This window comes from Aeromonas sp. FDAARGOS 1406 (genome assembly GCF_019048565.1).
In the GTDB taxonomy this organism is placed as follows: Bacteria; Pseudomonadota; Gammaproteobacteria; order Enterobacterales; family Aeromonadaceae; genus Aeromonas; species Aeromonas caviae.
On sequence record NZ_CP077378.1, the window covers coordinates 2,622,501 to 2,639,530 of the forward strand.

Annotated in this window: 14 protein-coding genes, 4 pseudogenes and 1 riboswitch (1 of these 19 only partly in view); of the genes and pseudogenes, 8 read left to right on the forward strand and 10 right to left on the reverse strand. The window is 56.8% G+C overall.

Annotation, left to right across the window (positions count from 1 at the left end):
- Window positions 1-1,769, reverse strand: partial view of a TonB-dependent receptor gene (locus tag I6L36_RS12305; protein WP_041212100.1) — the 5' portion only. Its footprint begins 97 nt before the window's first position; 1,769 of the gene's 1,866 nt are visible here — the first part of the coding sequence; its start codon is at window positions 1,767-1,769; its stop codon lies off the left edge, out of view.
- 51 nt (window positions 1,770-1,820) lie between these two features.
- A riboswitch (cobalamin riboswitch) is annotated at window positions 1,821-1,999 on the reverse strand.
- 206 nt (window positions 2,000-2,205) lie between these two features.
- On the opposite strand from I6L36_RS12305, the gene purE reads away from it, so the two are divergent.
- The 3 genes and pseudogenes from purE to I6L36_RS12320 all read left to right on the forward strand — a co-directional run.
- On the forward strand, window positions 2,206-2,715 hold the full coding sequence (gene purE, locus I6L36_RS12310) for a 5-(carboxyamino)imidazole ribonucleotide mutase (protein WP_029313402.1): 510 nt from the start codon (window positions 2,206-2,208) through the stop codon (window positions 2,713-2,715).
- Window positions 2,712-3,836: a 5-(carboxyamino)imidazole ribonucleotide synthase gene (locus I6L36_RS12315; protein WP_053287978.1), complete on the forward strand. Its 1,125-nt coding sequence runs from the start codon at window positions 2,712-2,714 to the stop codon at window positions 3,834-3,836. Before purE ends, I6L36_RS12315 begins: the two co-directional genes overlap by 4 nt.
- Window positions 3,837-3,949: 113 nt before the next feature.
- A pseudogene (locus I6L36_RS12320) lies at window positions 3,950-4,768 on the forward strand (IS110-like element ISAeca3 family transposase); the annotation flags it as partial.
- 145 nt (window positions 4,769-4,913) lie between these two features.
- On the opposite strand, the gene I6L36_RS12325 reads toward I6L36_RS12320, so the two are convergent.
- Window positions 4,914-5,894 (reverse strand): IS5-like element IS5 family transposase, encoded by a 981-nt coding sequence (locus I6L36_RS12325; protein ID WP_216986703.1) that lies wholly within the window; start codon window positions 5,892-5,894, stop codon window positions 4,914-4,916.
- A 294-nt stretch (window positions 5,895-6,188) separates the two neighbouring features.
- Here I6L36_RS12325 and I6L36_RS12330 point away from each other — a divergent pair, with 294 nt between their 5' ends.
- Entirely contained in the window at window positions 6,189-6,719 is a 531-nt protein-coding gene (locus I6L36_RS12330; RefSeq protein ID WP_199769688.1) for an ester cyclase, read from the forward strand.
- Window positions 6,720-6,896: 177 nt separating this feature from the next.
- Here I6L36_RS12330 and I6L36_RS12335 read toward each other — a convergent pair whose 3' ends face one another.
- Both I6L36_RS12335 and I6L36_RS12340 read right to left on the reverse strand, forming a co-directional pair.
- Entirely contained in the window at window positions 6,897-7,751 is an 855-nt protein-coding gene (locus I6L36_RS12335; protein WP_234035509.1) for an AraC family transcriptional regulator, read from the reverse strand.
- A 248-nt stretch (window positions 7,752-7,999) separates the two neighbouring features.
- Window positions 8,000-8,101: pseudogene (locus tag I6L36_RS12340) on the reverse strand (IS5/IS1182 family transposase); the annotation flags it as partial.
- A gap of 104 nt (window positions 8,102-8,205) precedes the next feature.
- Between I6L36_RS12340 and I6L36_RS12345 the strand changes: the two are divergent.
- Window positions 8,206-9,153, forward strand: coding sequence for an IS30-like element ISAs2 family transposase (locus I6L36_RS12345; RefSeq protein ID WP_019706001.1), 948 nt, complete (start codon window positions 8,206-8,208; stop codon window positions 9,151-9,153).
- 32 nt (window positions 9,154-9,185) lie between these two features.
- Here the strand turns inward: I6L36_RS12345 and I6L36_RS12350 are convergent.
- From I6L36_RS12350 to I6L36_RS12360, 3 genes and pseudogenes are all read right to left on the reverse strand, one after another.
- Window positions 9,186-9,503, reverse strand: a pseudogene (locus I6L36_RS12350) (transposase); the annotation flags it as partial.
- A 7-nt stretch (window positions 9,504-9,510) separates the two neighbouring features.
- A complete protein-coding gene (locus tag I6L36_RS12355; RefSeq protein ID WP_001809438.1) occupies window positions 9,511-10,542 on the reverse strand; it encodes an IS630-like element ISAhy2 family transposase in 1,032 nt (343 codons plus the stop codon).
- Between the two features lie 106 nt (window positions 10,543-10,648).
- Window positions 10,649-11,227, reverse strand: a pseudogene (locus I6L36_RS12360) (IS5-like element IS5B family transposase); the annotation flags it as partial.
- Here I6L36_RS12360 and I6L36_RS12365 point away from each other — a divergent pair.
- Together I6L36_RS12365 and I6L36_RS12370 are read left to right on the forward strand one after the other, a co-directional pair.
- Window positions 11,219-11,959: a hypothetical protein gene (locus I6L36_RS12365; protein WP_234716508.1), complete on the forward strand. Its 741-nt coding sequence runs from the start codon at window positions 11,219-11,221 to the stop codon at window positions 11,957-11,959. The pseudogene I6L36_RS12360 and the gene I6L36_RS12365 overlap by 9 nt on opposite strands.
- Before the next feature lie 14 nt (window positions 11,960-11,973).
- The gene (locus I6L36_RS12370; RefSeq protein ID WP_367948940.1) at window positions 11,974-12,762 is read left to right on the forward strand and encodes a fimbria/pilus periplasmic chaperone; all 789 of its coding nucleotides are present in this window, start codon (window positions 11,974-11,976) and stop codon (window positions 12,760-12,762) included.
- Here I6L36_RS12370 and leuE read toward each other — a convergent pair.
- A complete protein-coding gene (gene leuE, locus I6L36_RS12375) occupies window positions 12,672-13,310 on the reverse strand; it encodes a leucine efflux protein LeuE (protein WP_010672336.1) in 639 nt (212 codons plus the stop codon). The genes I6L36_RS12370 and leuE overlap by 91 nt on opposite strands.
- Window positions 13,311-13,521: 211 nt before the next feature.
- Between leuE and I6L36_RS12380 the strand changes: the two genes are divergently transcribed.
- Window positions 13,522-14,742 (forward strand): MFS transporter, encoded by a 1,221-nt coding sequence (locus I6L36_RS12380; RefSeq protein ID WP_053287976.1) that lies wholly within the window; start codon window positions 13,522-13,524, stop codon window positions 14,740-14,742.
- A gap of 225 nt (window positions 14,743-14,967) precedes the next feature.
- Here the strand turns inward: I6L36_RS12380 and I6L36_RS12385 are convergent, their stop codons facing one another.
- A complete protein-coding gene (locus I6L36_RS12385) occupies window positions 14,968-16,152 on the reverse strand; it encodes an NAD(P)/FAD-dependent oxidoreductase (protein ID WP_053287975.1) in 1,185 nt (394 codons plus the stop codon).
- Window positions 16,153-16,314: 162 nt separating this feature from the next.
- Window positions 16,315-16,839, reverse strand: a complete 525-nt coding sequence (ftnA, locus tag I6L36_RS12390) for a non-heme ferritin (protein WP_010672333.1) — start codon at window positions 16,837-16,839, stop codon at window positions 16,315-16,317.
- Between the last annotated feature and the right edge of the window lie 191 nt (window positions 16,840-17,030).

Here is a 17,030-nt window from a genome sequence, read left to right on the forward strand (position 1 = left end):
CCGGAGACCTTCCAGGACGGTGCAACCTGATAGCCCACCGCCAGGTTCCACACGCTGTAACCGCCCAGCTGGGTGGTATTGGCCGCGTCACCATAACGCTCACCCTGGTAGATCCAGCTCAGGGAGCCATCGAACTGCTGCCACTGCGCCTGGCTCACCCACTTGGCCCCCTTGCGGGAGATCAGCTGCAACTGCTTGTCGGTGACCTTGTCCTTGGGATCCTTGTATTCGGCGGAAACGCGATGGCTCAGCCAGCCGGTCTCGAACTCCCCTTCCAGCTCAACCCCTTCAATCCGCGCCTTGCCGACGTTTTGCGGCGTCCACATGCCCTGGCTGTCCGGTGCCCACTGGATCATCTGCTCGAAGTCGTTGCGATAACCGGTCAAGCGCCACTCCACACCAGCGGTCTGTCCGTCCAGCATCAACTCGTGGCTTTTCGACTCTTCCGGCTTCAGATCCGGATTGCCGGACCCCGGGTAGTAGAGATCGTTGAAGGAGGGGGCACGGAAACCGGTGCCGTAACGGGCACTGAGGCGATAATCCTCAACGAAGCGCCAGCCAGCGCCGGTTTGCCAGGTGTTGTGACGTCCGAACTGCTCGTTGTCATCGCTGCGACCGCTCAGCTCGGCCTGCCAGACCTGGTTGTCAAACTGGGCCAGGGCATAGAGCCCGGTGTTGTCACGCTCATCGGCCTCACTCGGGAAGGCGACGCCAGAGGAGCGGGAACTATCGTCCAGCATGTCGCGCTGCCAGTCGGCGCCGCCCCCCAGGGTCCAGCTCTCGTCCAGCTTGACGCTGTTGACCCAGTTCAGGGTGTATTGACGGGTATAGAGTCGATCAGCGGACTGATCGCGGCCGCTGGTATCCGGGTAGTCGTAGGCATCCTGTTTGGAGAAGGCGCCGCGCAGCTCGCTCAGGTAGCGCTCGTCATGATAGCGGGAGCCGAGCTGGTAGCTCTGGTTCTCGGTCCAGGTCTCGTTGCGTTGATGAAACGCCGGGCCCCAGGCGGAAGCGGCAGAGGATCTGTCGTACTGGGCAATGTTGCGGAACCAGCGGGTCGTACCGAACAGATCCCAGTTGCTGGCCAGCGCCTGCTGATAATCCACCATGGCGTTATAGCCCCGGTGTCCATGCTTGTCGCCATCGTTCACCCCGACGATGGGATGCACGTTGTAGCCGGTCTCGTCATCGAAACCACCAGCGACCTTGATCTGACCCGCATCACCCACCTGGCTGGCGCTGCTGAAGGCAGCCTGACGCTGCTTGTGGGAGCCCGCGCCCAGGTTGAACTTGTGCTGATTGGTCCCCTGGTCCGGGCGAGTGATGATGTTGATGACCCCACCGATGGCATCGGACCCATAAATAGTGGCGCGTGCACCGCGGATATATTCGATCCGCTCCACCTGGTTGAGGGGCAGGTTGTTGAGCTCGGTCATCCCGGCGGTCAGAGAGGCGCTGCGCACCCCGTCCACCAGCACCAGGGTCTGGGAAGAGGTGCCACCACGTACCCGCAGCGAGCTGAGCTGGCCGCGGCCGCCGTTGCTGACCACTTCCACGCCGGGCAGGGTCTTGACCACGTCGGTCACGGTCTGGGCTTGCAGGCGATCGATCTCGTCACGGGTCACCACGTTGACGGGAGCCAGCACACTGGAGGCAGGCTGGGCGACACGGGTAGCGGTCACCACCATGGTGGGATTGACGGGGATGGTCAGTTGTTGGGCAAAGGCCGCCGTTGGCAACAGGGCAGCCGCCAATAATGTCTTGGACATGAGAGATCCTTAAGTTCGCGTAAGCATCTACTTCGTGGCCGGTTTCTCTCGGCCCGAAATACGAACTTTGGCAGGTCTTCGGGCTTGGGGGCTGATGGCCTACGGCGACGGCTTCCCACCTGACGGCAGTGCCCTGATGTCGCTTCGTTCCCCCTTACCGCTGCGCGCCAGCTCCGGATTCTCACCGGATTCCCTTTTAAGCATGATGCGCCAAAGCGGGGGGATTATAGGCAGAGCTGTCTTGGATGTATAGCCATCTGGATTTCTAATGTCGTTTTTACCCAAAGTCGGTGCCAAGTGGCGCAGATCCTCGCCCCTCTCGTACCTTGAGGCTCGTTGACCGTCATTCGAGCGGGTCAAACACAAGAAATGTTGAGCCAGATCCCACGGCTTTTTGGTAACATGCGGCAAACGTTTGACATCCGAGGAAGCCGTAATGACGACCCCCCCTATGATCGGCCTGGTAATGGGCTCCGACTCTGACTGGCCCGTGATGCAGGCCGCCGCCCGCATCCTCAAGGAGCACGGCGTGCCCTATGAAGCGCGCGTCGTATCCGCCCATCGCACCCCGGATCTCCTGTTTGAATATGCCGCCAGTGCGCGCGATCGTGGTCTGCGCGCCATCATCGCCGGCGCCGGCGGCGCAGCCCACCTGCCGGGCATGCTGGCCGCCAAGACCACGATCCCGGTGCTGGGCGTGCCCATCCCCACCCGCCAGCTCAAGGGGATGGATTCCCTGCTCTCCATCGTGCAGATGCCCAAGGGCGTGCCGGTCGCCACCTTCGCCATCGGCGAGGCGGGTGCCGCCAATGCCGGTCTGTTCGCCGTGTCCCTGCTCTCTGTCGCCCAGGATGGCGACGCTCCCCGTTATCACCAGCAGCTCGACGGCTTCCGCGCCAAGGAGCGCGACCGGGTGCTGGCGCTCACCCTGGAGGAGCCGGCATGATACTGCCCCCCGCCACTTTGGGTATGCTCGGTGGCGGCCAGCTCGGCCGCTACTTCGTGATGTCTGCCCACCGTCTCGGCTACAAGGTGATCGTGCTGGACCCGGACCCCGTCAGCATCGCCGGTGCAGCCGCCGACGAGCAGATCGTTGCCGCCTATGACGATGCCGATGCCCTGCGCGATCTGGCCAGCCGCTGCGATGCCATCACCTGCGAGTTCGAAAACGTGCCCGCCGCCTCCCTGGCCCTGCTGGAGCAGTACAAGCCGGTGCGCCCGGCCGCGAGTGCAGTACGTGTCTGTCAGGATCGCCGGGAAGAGAAAGCCTTCCTGACCCGCGCCGGCGTACCGGTTGCCCCGAACCTGACCCTGCTGCCGGGCGAGCCGCAGCCCGCCCTGCCCGGCGACCTCTTCCCCGCCATCCTCAAGACCGCCCGCGAGGGCTACGATGGCAAGGGGCAGTGGACTATCCACAATGCGGGCGAATTGCCAGCGGCCCTGGCCGCCAGCGGTGTCCCTTGCGTGCTGGAAAAACGCCTGCCACTGGAGGGGGAGTTTGCCCTCACCCTGGCCCGCAGTCCGAGCGGTGCCATCAGTGCACTGCCCCTGGTGCAGAACTGGCACAGCGGCGGCATCCTGGATCAGACCCGTTCCCCGGCCAATGTGCCCGCCCTGGAGCGCGAGGCCCAGCGCATCGCCGAGCACATCATCGCCGCCCTCGACTATGTGGGCGTGCTGACGGTGGAGTTCTTCCTGGTCGGCGGTGAGCTACTGGTCAACGAGATGGCCCCCCGGCCCCACAATTCGGGTCATCCCAGCATCGACAACGCCGGTTGCAGCCAGTTCGAGTTGCAGGTGCGCGCCCTGTGCGATCTGCCGCTGCCGGCACAGGCCGAGGTTCAGCCCGCCATCCTGCTCAACCTGCTCGGGGATCTGTGGCAAGACGGCACGCCGGACTGGGCCGGCGCCCTGGCCCTGCCCGGGGTACACCTTCACCTCTATGGCAAGGGCGAAGCCCGCCCCAGCCGCAAGATGGGCCACGTCACCGTCACTGGCCGCGACTGGCCCGCCGTCGAGGCCACCGCGCACCAGCTGCGCGCCCTGCTGGGTCTGCCTCCGCGCTGAGTCCACCCCTTGACATGCAAAGACCCGGGCCAAGGCCCGGGTCTAATGAGATGGTCACCCCCACCCTGTGAGCGGTACGCTGACAGGGTGTTTTTCTTTCAGGAGAGGCCATCATGGAAAACGTTGCGCTTATTGGTATTGATCTCGGTAAACACTCTTTTCACATTCACTGTCAAGACCGGTTCGGCAAGGCTCTTCTTCGCAAGAAGTTCAACCGGACAAAGCTCATCGAATCCCTCGCAACTTTTCCTGTATGCACCATCGTCATGGAGGCATGTGCCGGAGCCCATTACATGGCTCGTCGGCTGGCTGAATTTGGGCATGAGAGTAAGCTCATTTCGCCTCAATTCGTGCGCCCATTCGTCAAGAGCAACAAGAACGACTTCATCGATGCTGAAGCTATTTGCGAGGCAGCCTGCCGTCCCTCCATGCGGTTTGTAACGCCCAAGACCGAAAGCCAGCAAACGTTGGGAGCACTGCATCGTGTGCGCGAATCGTTTGTGCGCGATCGGGTTAAGGCATCGAACCAGATACACGGCTTTTTACTCGAATTTGGCATCAGTCTGCCCGTCGGTCATGCCGCCATCAAGCGCCTGCCTTCTGTGATGGCTGAACACGAGTTACCAGCGCGACTGATTACCATGTTGGAGAGGCTGCATGCCCATTTCAAGTATCTGGAGCAGCAAATTGCCGAGATCGACAAGGAACTGGCCAGCCAGCTTGGCGATGACGATCTTGGTCAGCGTCTGATGACAATCCCTGGTGTCGGCCCGATCACTGCCAGCGTGTTGGCCGCCGAGCTCGGTGACGGAAAACACTATCGATGTAGTCGTGATTTCGCGGCGTCAGTCGGATTGGTGCCACGCCAGTACAGTACTGGGGGCCGGGCAAACCTGAAGGGTATCAGCAAGCGTGGCGACAAAAATCTTAGGGAAGGTGCGAATAAGCGGGGAAATTCTTCTCGGCTGACTCAGTCATTTCATTTCTTCATGTTTGAGCCGATTTTTTCTCCCGTAAATGCCTTGAATCAGCCTATTTAGACCGTTTCTTCGCCATTTAAGGCGCTATTCCCAGTTTTTAGTGAGATCTCTCCCACTGACGTATCATTTGGTCCGCCCGAAACAGGTTGGCCAGCGTGAATAACATCGCCAGTTGGTTATCGTTTTTCAGCAACCCCTTGTATCTGGCTTTCACGAAGCCGAACTGTCGCTTGATGATGTGAAACGGGTGCTCCACCTTGGCCCGGATGCTGGCTTTCATGTATTCGATGTTGATGGCCGTTTTGTTCTTGCGTGGATGCTGTTTCAAGGTTCTTACCTTGCCGGGGCGCTCGGCGATCAGCCAGTCCACATCCACCTCGGCCAGCTCCTCGCGCTGTGGCGCCCCTTGGTAGCCGGCATCGGCTGAGACAAATTGCTCCTCTCCATGCAGCAGATTACCCAGCTGATTGAGGTCATGCTCGTTGGCCGCGGTGGTGACTAGGCTGTGGGTCAGGCCACTCTTGGCATCGACACCAATGTGGGCCTTCATGCCAAAGTGCCACTGATTGCCTTTCTTGGTCTGATGCATCTGCGGATCGCGTTGCTGCTCTTTGTTCTTGGTCGAGCTGGGTGCCTCAATGATGGTGGCATCGACCAAGGTGCCTTGAGTCATCATGACGCCTGCTTCGGCCAGCCAGCGATTGATGGTCTTGAACAATTGGCGGGCCAGTTGATGCTGCTCCAGCAGGTGGCGGAAATTCATGATGGTGGTGCGGTCCGGCAAGGCGCTATCCAGGGATAACCGGGCAAACAGACGGATGGAGGCGATTTCGTACAGAGCATCTTCCATCGCGCCATCGCTCAGGTTGTACCAATGCTGCATGCAGTGAATGCGTAGCATGGTTTCCAGCGGATAAGGTCGCCGGCCATTACCAGCCTTGGGATAAAACGGCTCGATGACTTCCACCATGTTTTGCCATGGCAGAATCTGCTCCATGCGGGACAAGAAAATCTCTTTTCTGGTCTGACGGCGCTTACTGCTGAATTCACTGTCGGCGAAGGTGAGCTGATGACTCATGATGAACCCTTTTTCATGGCTCCAGATGACAAACATGATCTCATATCAGGGACTTGTTCGCACCTTCCCTAGTCGATTCATTATTTCAACGACTGGTGATTTGGCATACTTATAGTCATACACCAAGTGGCTACTATGCCAGTGGCGATTCACTGTGGACTAACCATGTTAGGCTTACTCTATCTTCCTTTCGAGTCTTTTAAACAAGTTTCTGACCTTTTCGACCAATTACATTATCCATATTTTCTATATACTTACTAAATCGGAAAGATGAGAAAATAAAAGGGATATGGCATGAGAAATTTAATGAAACTTGGTGGTGTGCTAATGATGGCTGTTATATTAATGTTTATTACAGTTAAGTCATATGCCGACCAAAGTGAGTGTAAAAATTCGGAGTTTTTTATGAATGAAAACAATAGTAAGACAATAGTTCAACGTTTCAATAAGGAAGTAATTGTTGATTTAAATAGAAAATCCTTCGATGAATTAATGTCTACGGACTTCATCAATCACTCTGCTGCCTCTGGCACTGATAATGGTCCAAACAGCATGTGGAATACATTTAGTAACGTTCTGCACCCAGCAATTAGCAATCTCAACGTCGAAATACTCGATCAAATCGTTGAGGGTGATAAAGTGGTGACACGTAAGAGAATTACTGGCCGTCATACAGGAAGTCTTATGGGCATTGAAGCCACAGGGCGAGATGTAAGTATTGATGTCATTGACATAATACGAGTTAAAAATGGACAATACGCAGAACACTGGGGGTTAAATACTTTTGGTGCGGTGATACAAGAGTTAAAATCTGCTGAAAACTAAACGAATAATTTACCAGCTATTATTCAAAGTCTTCAAAATTATCCCACGACGTTGTTTTTATGCGTGGGATGCCCCCATTCCTAGAAAAGCAGTAATCTGTTTAGATCTGAAAGCTGTTACTACTAACCACAATCACTTGGCTTATTTCAAAACGAAAGCAATCTGTTGTTACTTACGTCAAGAGTTCGGAGGCATTCCTATATGTTCACGAGGACTGACACCAAAATGCTTCTTGTAAGCATGACTAAAGCTTGAATATTCACTATAGCCAAGCTGTGAGTATACTTCAGCTAATGGCACTTTATGCTCACATATAAGCTTTTGAGCGTATGTCATTTTTTTATGATTCAACCATTTTCTTGGTGGCTGATTAAATATGCTAATAAAGGTTCGTTTGAATGTAGATAAGCTCATGTTGCATAAAAAAGCCAACTCTTGTAAAGAGAGATTAGAGTACATGTTACTTTGAATGACTTGGCTCAATGCAACTTCTGAGCGAGATCGGCTATGTACACTGCAAAAAAACGACTGTAATCCCTCTATCTGAGTTGTTTCTAGATACCCAAAAAGTTCTAATAATTTGGCCCATTTTACGGTTGAACTTATAGGGCCGCTGGTTAACAAGAGCCTAAGTGATCGAGCATAATGCCGGATGAAATCATCCTGATTAAAAATTTGGCATGGGGAAGGTCGATTAGATTTACGGGGAAACTCAACGTTTGACAATAATTTTTCTAGCGTTTCATTTTTAATGTAAATAACAATGCTGCTGAAAGGATTATTATCCGGAATAACCTCGGAGGTCATTAAATTTCCAGAATTCAACATTACAAGTTGATTTTTTTTGACCGATACACTCAACTCCGGAGTCAACACAGTTTTCTCTCCAGATAATAATATGTTCACCATGACTCTGTTTAGCTGAATTTTATTCTTATTAGATGCTTCCTTAGTGACATAATGACGGATAATAATATCCTCATTGCATTGTGACTCCGTAAGCAAATCTTCCGGTAGGTTATATATCATCATCTTGTCCAAAATAGATCGCCTGATTTCCTATAGTGGATTCGAGGCTCAATAAGTTTAAGCTATTTTCCCATACATAAAGTAATTCATAAACTTACAAATTAGGGAAGGTGCGAATAAGCGGGGAAATTCTTCTCGGCTGACGCAGTCATTTCATTTCTTCATGTTTGAGCCGATTTTTTCTCCCGTAAATGCCTTGAATCAGCCTATTTAGACCGTTTCTTCGCCATTTAAGGCGCTATTCCCAGTTTTTAGTGAGCTCTCTCCCACTGACGTATCATTTGGTCCGCCCGAAACAGGTTGGCCAGCGTGAATAACATCGCCAGTTGGTTATCGTTTTTCAGCAACCCCTCGGGAATTCAGATAATAAGTGCGACACTCATGGATGAATGGCGAGAGGTGGCCAACTGCTGATTGGTGGTACCCTTCTGCTCGCCAAAGTAAAAGCAGTATCACCATGAGCTATCAGCAGTTGACCGAGGGGCAACGATACCAGTTATCGGTGCTTCGCGCACAGGGGATGTCCATCCTTGCCACCGCACGCGCCATTGGCGTTCATCGCTCCACCCTCTACCGGGAGCTGCGTCGTAACGCCGGGCCGCAGGGCTACCAGCCAGACAATGCGCATCAGCACGCCACCCACCGACGGGCCAGTGCGGCCAAATCTCGGCTATCTGCCGATGTCATCCAGTTTGTCGAGCTGACACTCGCCTGGTGGTGGAGCCCGGAGCAGATAAGCGCGGTGGGCAAGCAGATAGGCCTCATGGTGAGTCACGAGTGGATATACCGCCATGTGGCCGCCGACAAAGCCCGGGGTGGCCAGTTGTACCGCCATCTGCGCCAGGGCCACAAGCGCTACCGCAAGGGGGCGAGCAGCCTGCGTTCTCCCATCAAGGAAGCCCGCTCTATTGATGAACGGCCGGCTATCGTCGATAGCCGGGAGCGGCTCGGTGATTGGGAGGCGGACACGGTGCTGGGCAAGCAAGGCACAGGTGCACTGGTCACCCTGGTGGAGCGCAAGAGCCGGCTCTATCTGGTCAAGCGGGTCGCGAGCAAACAGGCTGGGGTGGTGCGGGATGCGATAATCGAGATGTTAACGCCCTACATCGAGCAGGTGCATACCATCACCTTTGACAACGGCGGCGAGTTTGCCGAACACAAGGCGATAGAGGAAGCGCTGGGTGCCGAGACTTACTTTGCGCACCCTTACTCTTCGTGGGAGCGCGGTCTGAACGAGAACAGCAATGGGCTGTTGAGGCAGTTTATCCCAAAGGGAACAGACCTGAGAGAGGTCACGGACGAGGATGTCAGGAGAGCGGAGCAGTGGCTCAACCTACGACCTCGGAAATGTCTCGGATTCAGGCAGCCTGTCAAGGTATTCGAAGAGTACCGTCAGGCGGCATAGGCGAGTGTCGCACTTCGAAGTTGAATTCGCGCCTTGTATCTGGCTTTCACGAAGCCGAACTGTCGCTTGATGATGCGAAATGGGTGCTCCACCTTGGCCCGGATGCTGGCTTTCATGTATTCGATGTTGATGGCCGTTTTGTTCTTTCGTGGATGCTGTTTCAAGGTTCTTACCTTGCCGGGGCGCTCGGCGATCAACCAGTCCACATCCACCTCAGCCAGCTCCTCGCGCTGTGGCGCCCCTTGGTAGCCGGCATCGGCTGAGACAAATTGCTCCTATCCATGCAGCAGATTACCCAGCTGATTGAGGTCATGCTCGTTGGCCGCGGTGGTGACTAAATAACTGATCCCAATAGTGCTACACCTTCGCTGTGCCATAGCCATTCCCCGGGAAAGGAGACACGGTATCCATGAAGTGTTTCACTCGGGCCAGCAGGTTTGCCATCCCTCTGCATTGATGATTGCGCGTGATGGTTTCATGTAACTTGTGCCATAGCCGTTCTATGTGATTAACCCAAGGGCTGTAAACTGGCTGGAACACCAGGCAGAACTTGGGATTCTTCTTCAACCATCGCTCGGTCTGTTTGCTTTTGTGAATGATGTAGTTATCGAGGATCAACGTGATGGTTTTGGCTCGTCGGTAGTGGTGGCGCAGCTTTTCCAGCATGGCAATAAACAGCGATGAGTTTTTCTTGATCCCGCTGACGTAAAGTACCCTTCCGTTGCCTGCGTGGAGAACGCCTGCCAGATAATGCTTGGCATTCTGCCCCGGTGTGACAACCCGCTTTTGCTGCGCTCTGAACATCCAGTCGGCTCCTAATTTGGGATTGAGGTCTATATCGACTTCATCCTCATAAAACACCGGATTATCGGCATCACAGCGGGCCAGCGCGGCGTCGATATTCGCCATTTTTTCCTGATAGGCTGGGTCTTTTATCCGCAAGGTCGGCACGGGCCTGCGCCAGACAATGCCCATACGAGGTAACCATCGGCGGAGCGTGGAGGCTGCCACATTGAGCCCTGTTAACCGATTGATTTTTATAGCCAATAGTTCAGTACACCAACGGCTGCGCTGATAACCAAAATCTTGCGGAGAAAACTGCATGAGCAGCACCAGTAGGGTGACAATCTTGGCGATAGGTAAGACTGGGGCACGGCCAGCCGGTAAGGCTTCTAGCGCATCTATGCCTTCATCTCGATACCACCGAAGCCAACGACCGATGGTCGAGCGCGCAGCGCCGGTAAGGTGATGAACATCGGTGATCGTGCGTCCTTCATGTAACAGCAAGATGGCCATCAAGCGACGAGCATGTCCTTTATCACGGGTGGCATGGATGATTTTGTGAATGCGGCGCCGTTGTGGTCGTGGCAGAGGTGGTAGGATAGGCATCAACTCAGTCCTTTGGGTGTGGCTTGTTTTGTTTAGCGACTAATCAGATCGCACAAACTGGACTGAGTTCCCTTCCTCCGGTGATCTACTATTCGGAACAGCTATTTAGGCTGTGGGTCAGGCCACTCTTGGCATCGACACCAATGTGGGCCTTCATGCCAAAGTGCCACTGATTGCCTTTCTTGGTCTGATGCATCTGCGGATCGCGTTGCTGCTCTTTGTTCTTGGTCGAGCTGGGAGCCTCAATGATGGTGGCATCGACCAAGGTGCCTTGAGTCATCATGACGCCTGCTTCGGCCAGCCAGCGATTGATGGTCTTGAACAATTGGCGGGCCAGTTGATGCTGCTCCAGCAGGTGGCGGAAATTCATGATGGTGGTGCGGTCCGGCAAGGCGCTATCCAGGGATAACCGGGCAAACAGACGCATGGAGGCGATTTCGTACAGAGCATCTTCCATCGCGCCATCGCTCAGGTTGTACCAATGCTGCATGCAGTGAATGCGTAGCATGGTTTCCAGCGGATAAGGTCGCCGGCCATTACCAGCCTTGGGGTAAAACGGCTCGATGACTTCCACCATGTTTTGCCATGGCAGAATCTGCTCCATGCGGGACAAGAAAATCTCTTTTCTGGTCTGACGGCGCTTACTGCTGAATTCACTGTCGGCGAAGGTAAGTTGATGACTCATGATGAACCCTGTTCCATGGCTCCAGATGACAAACATGATCTCATATCAGGGACTTGTTCGCACCTTCCCTTGTCCAGCAATTTCTTCAAACAAGTTGTAAGGCTGGGACTGCAAGATCAACTGACTCGCAGTCTGATCAACTTCAATATGAAGAATGGATATGCTCCCGAGAGTGGATACTATGAATTCAGCGGCACAACCGAAATTCATATAAAGCCACGGGACTTCAGCGTATCCATCTTGTCTTCGGAGGGCGTCAGCAATCCTTACAGGGAGGGGCAGGTCGGAAAAGACATTCTGAGCTTCTCATACAATATCTCTGATAGCGGCCCCATCAGTGCCGATATGCTGGAAATTTCTATTTCACAGGACAGGGGGTCGCCTTATCGGGGATATTGCACTTTCTATCCGGCAGGCACCTTCGCACCTGAACAGGCCGTCCCCATCCCTACCAGGCTGGTATTCGATTCGGTGGCTCATGGAGCGGGTTCACGGCACGCCATTCGCTGCGATCGCACACCGGTGGATATTCGCACCCTCGGAATACAGGACAATCAACCACCACAGGAGTGGAATGATCCCGTCAACGGCCAGGGCATCACCCGGTTTTACAAGCTGGCGCTGGAATTCGACCTGACCGATCCCATGGTGCAGCGCACCATGGGCGACGAGATGTGGGAAGGCGAGGTGGAACAAAGCGGCACCATCACCATCAAGGGGACCTGGCGCTGACCATGGAGTACAACATGCATCGTCTACTTTGGCCCTTGCTGGGCGGCTTGCTGGCCTCACAGGCCGCCGCCCTCGACATCGGCGCCATGACTCTTGCCATGGCGCCAGAGCAGGAGTTCATTACCAGAACCCTGACCAACAACAGTGCTTCACCCAAGCTGTACGACATACAGATGGAAAAAATCAGCGACCCCACGGCCAGAGGCAGGACACTGCCCACCGTCCCCGGTGAGCTGCTGTTTGCCCCCAGGCGCTTCACCCTGCACGCCAGACATGCCCAGAACGTCAAGTTCTACTACAAGGGGCCCGCCGATGACCATGAGCGTTACTACCGCATCACCTTCACCGAGTCACCGGCAGCCCAGGTGGATGAAGGCAGCCAGACGCAGCACCGGGGAACCGTCGAGGTGAAACTGGCCCTGCAGTCCATCCTGGTGGTGCGCCCGCGTCAGTCACGTTTTGCATACCAGCTGGACCCGGTACAGAGCGCCATCACCAATACCGGCAACACCTATTTCGAGTTCATGGTGAAACGGGGCGGACAGCGAGGCGGACAGCAAGTACCTGCTGCCCGGGGAGACCTACCACAATCCCGGGATCAATCAACCGGGCAACCAGAAGCTCATCGTCTACCAGTCCCGCTTCATCCCCGTGGGCAAGGATTGCTGGCCAGACTAGGTGCCCGACACGGGACGGTCAGCAATCCCCAGGGTCAGGAGGAGAGCGTCGCCAGCCTGGCCGCAAACCCCATGAAGAAGAGGCCGATAAGGCCGTTGCCAAGACGGGCCGCCGTCTGGCGCTGACGGAAAAAGCGGGCCATCAGGGTACCGCCGAAGATCAGCAGGGTCAGGTAGACGAAGCTCATCGCTTCCAGCATGCCAGCCAGCACCAGGTAGGAGATCCAGGTGTGGGCATAGCTGAAGTCGATGAACTGCACGAAGAAAGAGACGTAGAACAGGATCGCCTTGGGATTGGTGAGGCTCAGGGTGAGGGCCTTGGTAAAATAGCGCTCACCGGGATCCATCTCGGACGCCGGTCCCGCCTTTTTGGCGATGAAGTTCGCGTGCAGGATCTTCACCCCCAGATAAAGCAGGTAGATGGCGCCCAGATAGCGCACCAGGGTAAAGAGCAATGGGGTGGTGCGAATGAGGGACGCGATCCCCAGATAGGCGCAGAAAATGAGAATGGCATCGCCGACGAAGACGCCGAGAGCGGCGCGATAACCCGGGCCTATGCCGCGCACGGCACCGGTTCGCAGCACGTAGAGGGAGTTCGGGCCCGGGGCGATGATGATGAAGAAGAGACCGACCAGATAGGTCCAGACGTTGATGACACCCAGGCTTTCGAACATGTTCCCTCCATGGCGGGTGATGGGCCGGATAACGGCGGCAGGCCTTCTATACTAATCCGCCCTGCGCCAAGCACAAGATCTGACCAGCCATCCACACGCCGTCAGCATGAACGGCCTGCGCGCCACGCGAACGCAATCCGGGCGTTCGCCCACTTTGGTTATGCCCAGATGCGCCGGGATAGGGCATGGTAGAGGGAGTGATACCCCAGCCATGGACAAGACCTTGAGTACCGACACCCCGATCACCGCCCCGCCCGCGGTGGACAACCCGACTACCACCGCTTATCCGGTGATCGCCGCCATCAGCTTCTCGCACCTGTTGAACGACATGATGCAGTCGGTACTGCTGGCCATCTATCCCCTCCTGAAGCTGGGGCTCGATCTGTCGTTCACCCAGATAGGTCTCATCACCCTCACCTACCAGTTCACGGCCTCGCTGCTGCAACCCCTGATCGGCCTCTATACCGACCGCAGACCCATGCCCTACTCCCTGCCTCTGGGCATGGGCTTCACTCTGGTGGGGCTGCTCTACCTGTCGCAGGCAGGCAGCTTTGGCGCCGTGCTGTTGTCGGCCATGCTGATCGGCATGGGCTCCTCCGTCTTCCACCCGGAATCCTCCCGGGTCGCCCGCATGGCGGCCGGCAACCAGCCTGGTCTGGCCCAGTCTCTGTTCCAGATCGGCGGCAATCTGGGATCGGCCATCGGCCCCCTGCTCGCGGCGCTCATCATCGTGCCGAAGGGACAGGGCAGTGCGGCCTGGTTCTCGTTGTTCGCACTCATCGGGGTCATCCTGCTCAGCTTCGTCGGCCGCTGGTCCAGCCACCATGCCGCCAGCTTCCATCGGCGGATGAAGGCCCATGCCGGCACCGGCCTGAGCCGCCGCCAGATTGGCTGGTCACTGGCCATCCTCGGTCTGCTGATGTTCTCCAAGTTCTTCTACATGGCCAGCCTGAGCAGCTATTACACCTTCTACCTGATGGACAAGTTCCACCTGTCGCTGGAGAGCGCCCAGCTCTATCTGTTCGCCTTCCTGTTTGCCGTCGCGGCGGGGACAGTGCTCGGCGGGCCGCTCGGCGATCGCATCGGTCGCAAGCGGGTGATCTGGATCTCCATCCTCGGCGTCGCTCCCTTCACCCTGCTGCTGCCCCACGTCGACCTGTTCTGGACCTCGGTGCTGTCGATCGTCATCGGCTTCATCCTGGCGTCGGCCTTCTCCGCCATCCTGGTCTACGCCCAGGATCTGGTACCCGGCAAGGTCGGCACCATTTCCGGCCTCTTCTTCGGCTTCGCCTTCGGCATGGGAGGGATAGGGGCCGCCCTGCTGGGCAAATTGGCCGATGCCACCAGCATCGAAACCGTCTATCAGGTCTGCGCCTATCTGCCCCTTATTGGCCTGCTGACCGCCTTCCTGCCCAATATCAGGAGAGGCTAGAGGCCAAGCGGCAGCCAGCGACCGACCATAAAAAACGCGGCCTGAGCAGGCCGCGTCTGGTTCCATCACTCGGGCCGCCTGACACGGCCCGATCCGCTCGGACTCATCCGCTGAGCCTCTTTGTCAGCAGTACGGCCTCTCCCCCAGCCCGACGACCGGGCCCACTGGAAGTTGTCACCCGAGAGGCCGCTGACGGGACTATTCACAGCAAGGATGCGGCATCCCTCAGCAGTACTGGCCTGCCACCCAGCCCGACGACCAGGCCCACTGGAAGTTGTAACCACCGAGCCAGCCGGTCACATCGACCACTTCGCCGATGAAGTAGAGGCCGGGCACGGTGCGCGCCTCCATGGTCTTGGAGGAGAGCTCGTTGGTATCCACTCCCCCCAGGGTCACTTCGGCGGTGCGATACCCTTCGGTGCCGTTGGGCAGGATCTGCCAATCCCCCAGCAGGGTGGCCACCGCCTCCAGCTCCCGTTCGTTGTACTGGCGCATCGGCTTGCTCACCAGCCATCCCAGCTCCACCAGCTTGTCGACGAAGCGCTTGGGCAGCTCGCGCCCCAGCACGGTTTTCAGCTCCTGGGCAGGATGGGCCTGGGCCCAGGTCTTGAGGGTCTCTGGAATGTCGAGATCCGGCAGCAGGTTGATGTGAATCTTCTCCCCCGCCAGCCAAAAAGAGGAGATCTGCAGGATGGCGGGGCCGGAGAGGCCGCGATGGGTGAACAGCATGGCCTCCTTGAAGCGGGTGCCGTCCTCGGCGGTCACCGCCACCGGCAGGCTGACCCCCGCCAGATCGGCGAAGGCCTCCTTGTCGGCCTGATGCAGGGTAAAGGGCACCAGCCCGGCGCGAGTCGGCAGCACGGTGAGGCCGAACTGCTCCGCCAGCTTGAAGCCATAAGGGGTAGCACCGAGTTTCGGCATGGAGAGGCCGCCGGTGGCGACCACCAGCGACGAGCAGGCGATCTCCCCCTTGCTGGTGTCGAGCACGAAGCCTTCATCTGTCTTGCTGACGGTGAGGATCTCGGTCTGGAACTGCAGGGTCACGCCAGCCCAGTCGCACTCGGTCAGCAGGATGTCGACGATATCCTTGGCGCTGTCGTCGCAGAAGAGCTGGCCCAGCGTCTTCTCGTGGTAGTTCAGGCCATGCCTGTCCACCAGATCGATGAAATCCTGCTGGGTATAGCGCGCCAGCGCCGATTTGCAGAAGTGGGGGTTGGCCGAAAGGAAGGCATGGGGACCCGCCTGATGATTGGTGAAGTTGCAGCGACCGCCGCCGCTGATGAGGATCTTGCGGCCCGGCTTCTTGGCGTTGTCGAGCACCAGCACGGAGCGACCCCGGTAGCCAGCCTGGGCCGCACACATCAATCCGGCCGCCCCGGCACCGATCACCACCACATCCACCTGTTTCATCGTCACTCACCCATCAAAAGAAAAACGGCCCCTTTACCTTAAAGGACCGTCATTGTACCCGGCAGACACCAGCACAGCGGTACAAGGACACCTGCAAATAGAAAACGGCCCCTTTACAAGGGGCCGTCATTGTACTGACTGAACACTAAGTGTCCACGACTATCAGGCGTTGCCGTCCATGATGCTGGCCGGGGCGCCCTTGGCCAGCTCGGCCAGCTCCTTGTCGATGAAATAGAGGCCCTTGCCATCCTCGCCCACCAGGCTCAGACGGTCGACGATGCTCTTGAACAGCTTCTCCTCTTCGTGCTGCTCGGCCACGTACCACTGCAGGAAGTTGAAGGTGGAGTAATCCTGGGTGGTGAAGGCGACGTGGGCCAGACCGTTGATGCACTTGGTGATGTGATACTCGTGCTCCAGGGTGGTGCGGAAGATGTCACCCAGGGACTTGAATTCGTGGGGAGGCGCTTCGATGGCCCCCAGCACCGGCATGGCGCCGGTCTCGCTCACGTAGGTGAACAGGCGCTCCATGTGCTGGCGCTCCTCGACCGCATGCTGACGCAGGAAGGTGGCGGCCCCCTCGAAGCCCTTGTCCTCGCACCAGGCGCTCATCTGCAGGTAGAGGTTGGAGGAATAGAATTCAAGATTAATCTGCTCGTTCAACTTCTCGATCATGGCTTTGGCCAACATGATGATTCTCCACTGTGATTTGCCCACGATTGTCGCCACTGTTGCATCCTGACGCAACCAGAGACAACCGACGCACCCCGCAGTTGCGACGACTTTTCACCTCATCCTCTCCCCCATACGGTTATAGAGAAGCAAAGAAACATGGTGTAGGTGACATCAGCCATTATGATGGCGCCATTGGTCGGGGAAAG

What these genes read in the sequence shown, in the direction of transcription:
- I6L36_RS12330 (WP_199769688.1), top strand. Translation starts at nt 6,189, where the DNA reads ATGAGAAATTTAATGAAACTTGGTGGTGTGCTAATGATGGCTGTTATA.
- I6L36_RS12325 (WP_216986703.1), bottom strand. Translation starts at nt 5,894, where the DNA reads ATGAGTCATCAGCTCACCTTCGCCGACAGTGAATTCAGCAGTAAGCGC.
- ftnA (WP_010672333.1), bottom strand. Translation starts at nt 16,839, where the DNA reads ATGTTGGCCAAAGCCATGATCGAGAAGTTGAACGAGCAGATTAATCTT.
- purE (WP_029313402.1), top strand. Translation starts at nt 2,206, where the DNA reads ATGACGACCCCCCCTATGATCGGCCTGGTAATGGGCTCCGACTCTGAC.
- leuE (WP_010672336.1), bottom strand. Translation starts at nt 13,310, where the DNA reads ATGTTCGAAAGCCTGGGTGTCATCAACGTCTGGACCTATCTGGTCGGT.
- I6L36_RS12345 (WP_019706001.1), top strand. Translation starts at nt 8,206, where the DNA reads ATGAGCTATCAGCAGTTGACCGAGGGGCAACGATACCAGTTATCGGTG.
- I6L36_RS12335 (WP_234035509.1), bottom strand. Translation starts at nt 7,751, where the DNA reads ATGATGATATATAACCTACCGGAAGATTTGCTTACGGAGTCACAATGC.
- I6L36_RS12365 (WP_234716508.1), top strand. Translation starts at nt 11,219, where the DNA reads ATGACTCATGATGAACCCTGTTCCATGGCTCCAGATGACAAACATGAT.
- I6L36_RS12370 (WP_367948940.1), top strand. Translation starts at nt 11,974, where the DNA reads ATGCATCGTCTACTTTGGCCCTTGCTGGGCGGCTTGCTGGCCTCACAG.
- I6L36_RS12385 (WP_053287975.1), bottom strand. Translation starts at nt 16,152, where the DNA reads ATGAAACAGGTGGATGTGGTGGTGATCGGTGCCGGGGCGGCCGGATTG.
- I6L36_RS12355 (WP_001809438.1), bottom strand. Translation starts at nt 10,542, where the DNA reads ATGCCTATCCTACCACCTCTGCCACGACCACAACGGCGCCGCATTCAC.
- I6L36_RS12380 (WP_053287976.1), top strand. Translation starts at nt 13,522, where the DNA reads ATGGACAAGACCTTGAGTACCGACACCCCGATCACCGCCCCGCCCGCG.
- I6L36_RS12315 (WP_053287978.1), top strand. Translation starts at nt 2,712, where the DNA reads ATGATACTGCCCCCCGCCACTTTGGGTATGCTCGGTGGCGGCCAGCTC.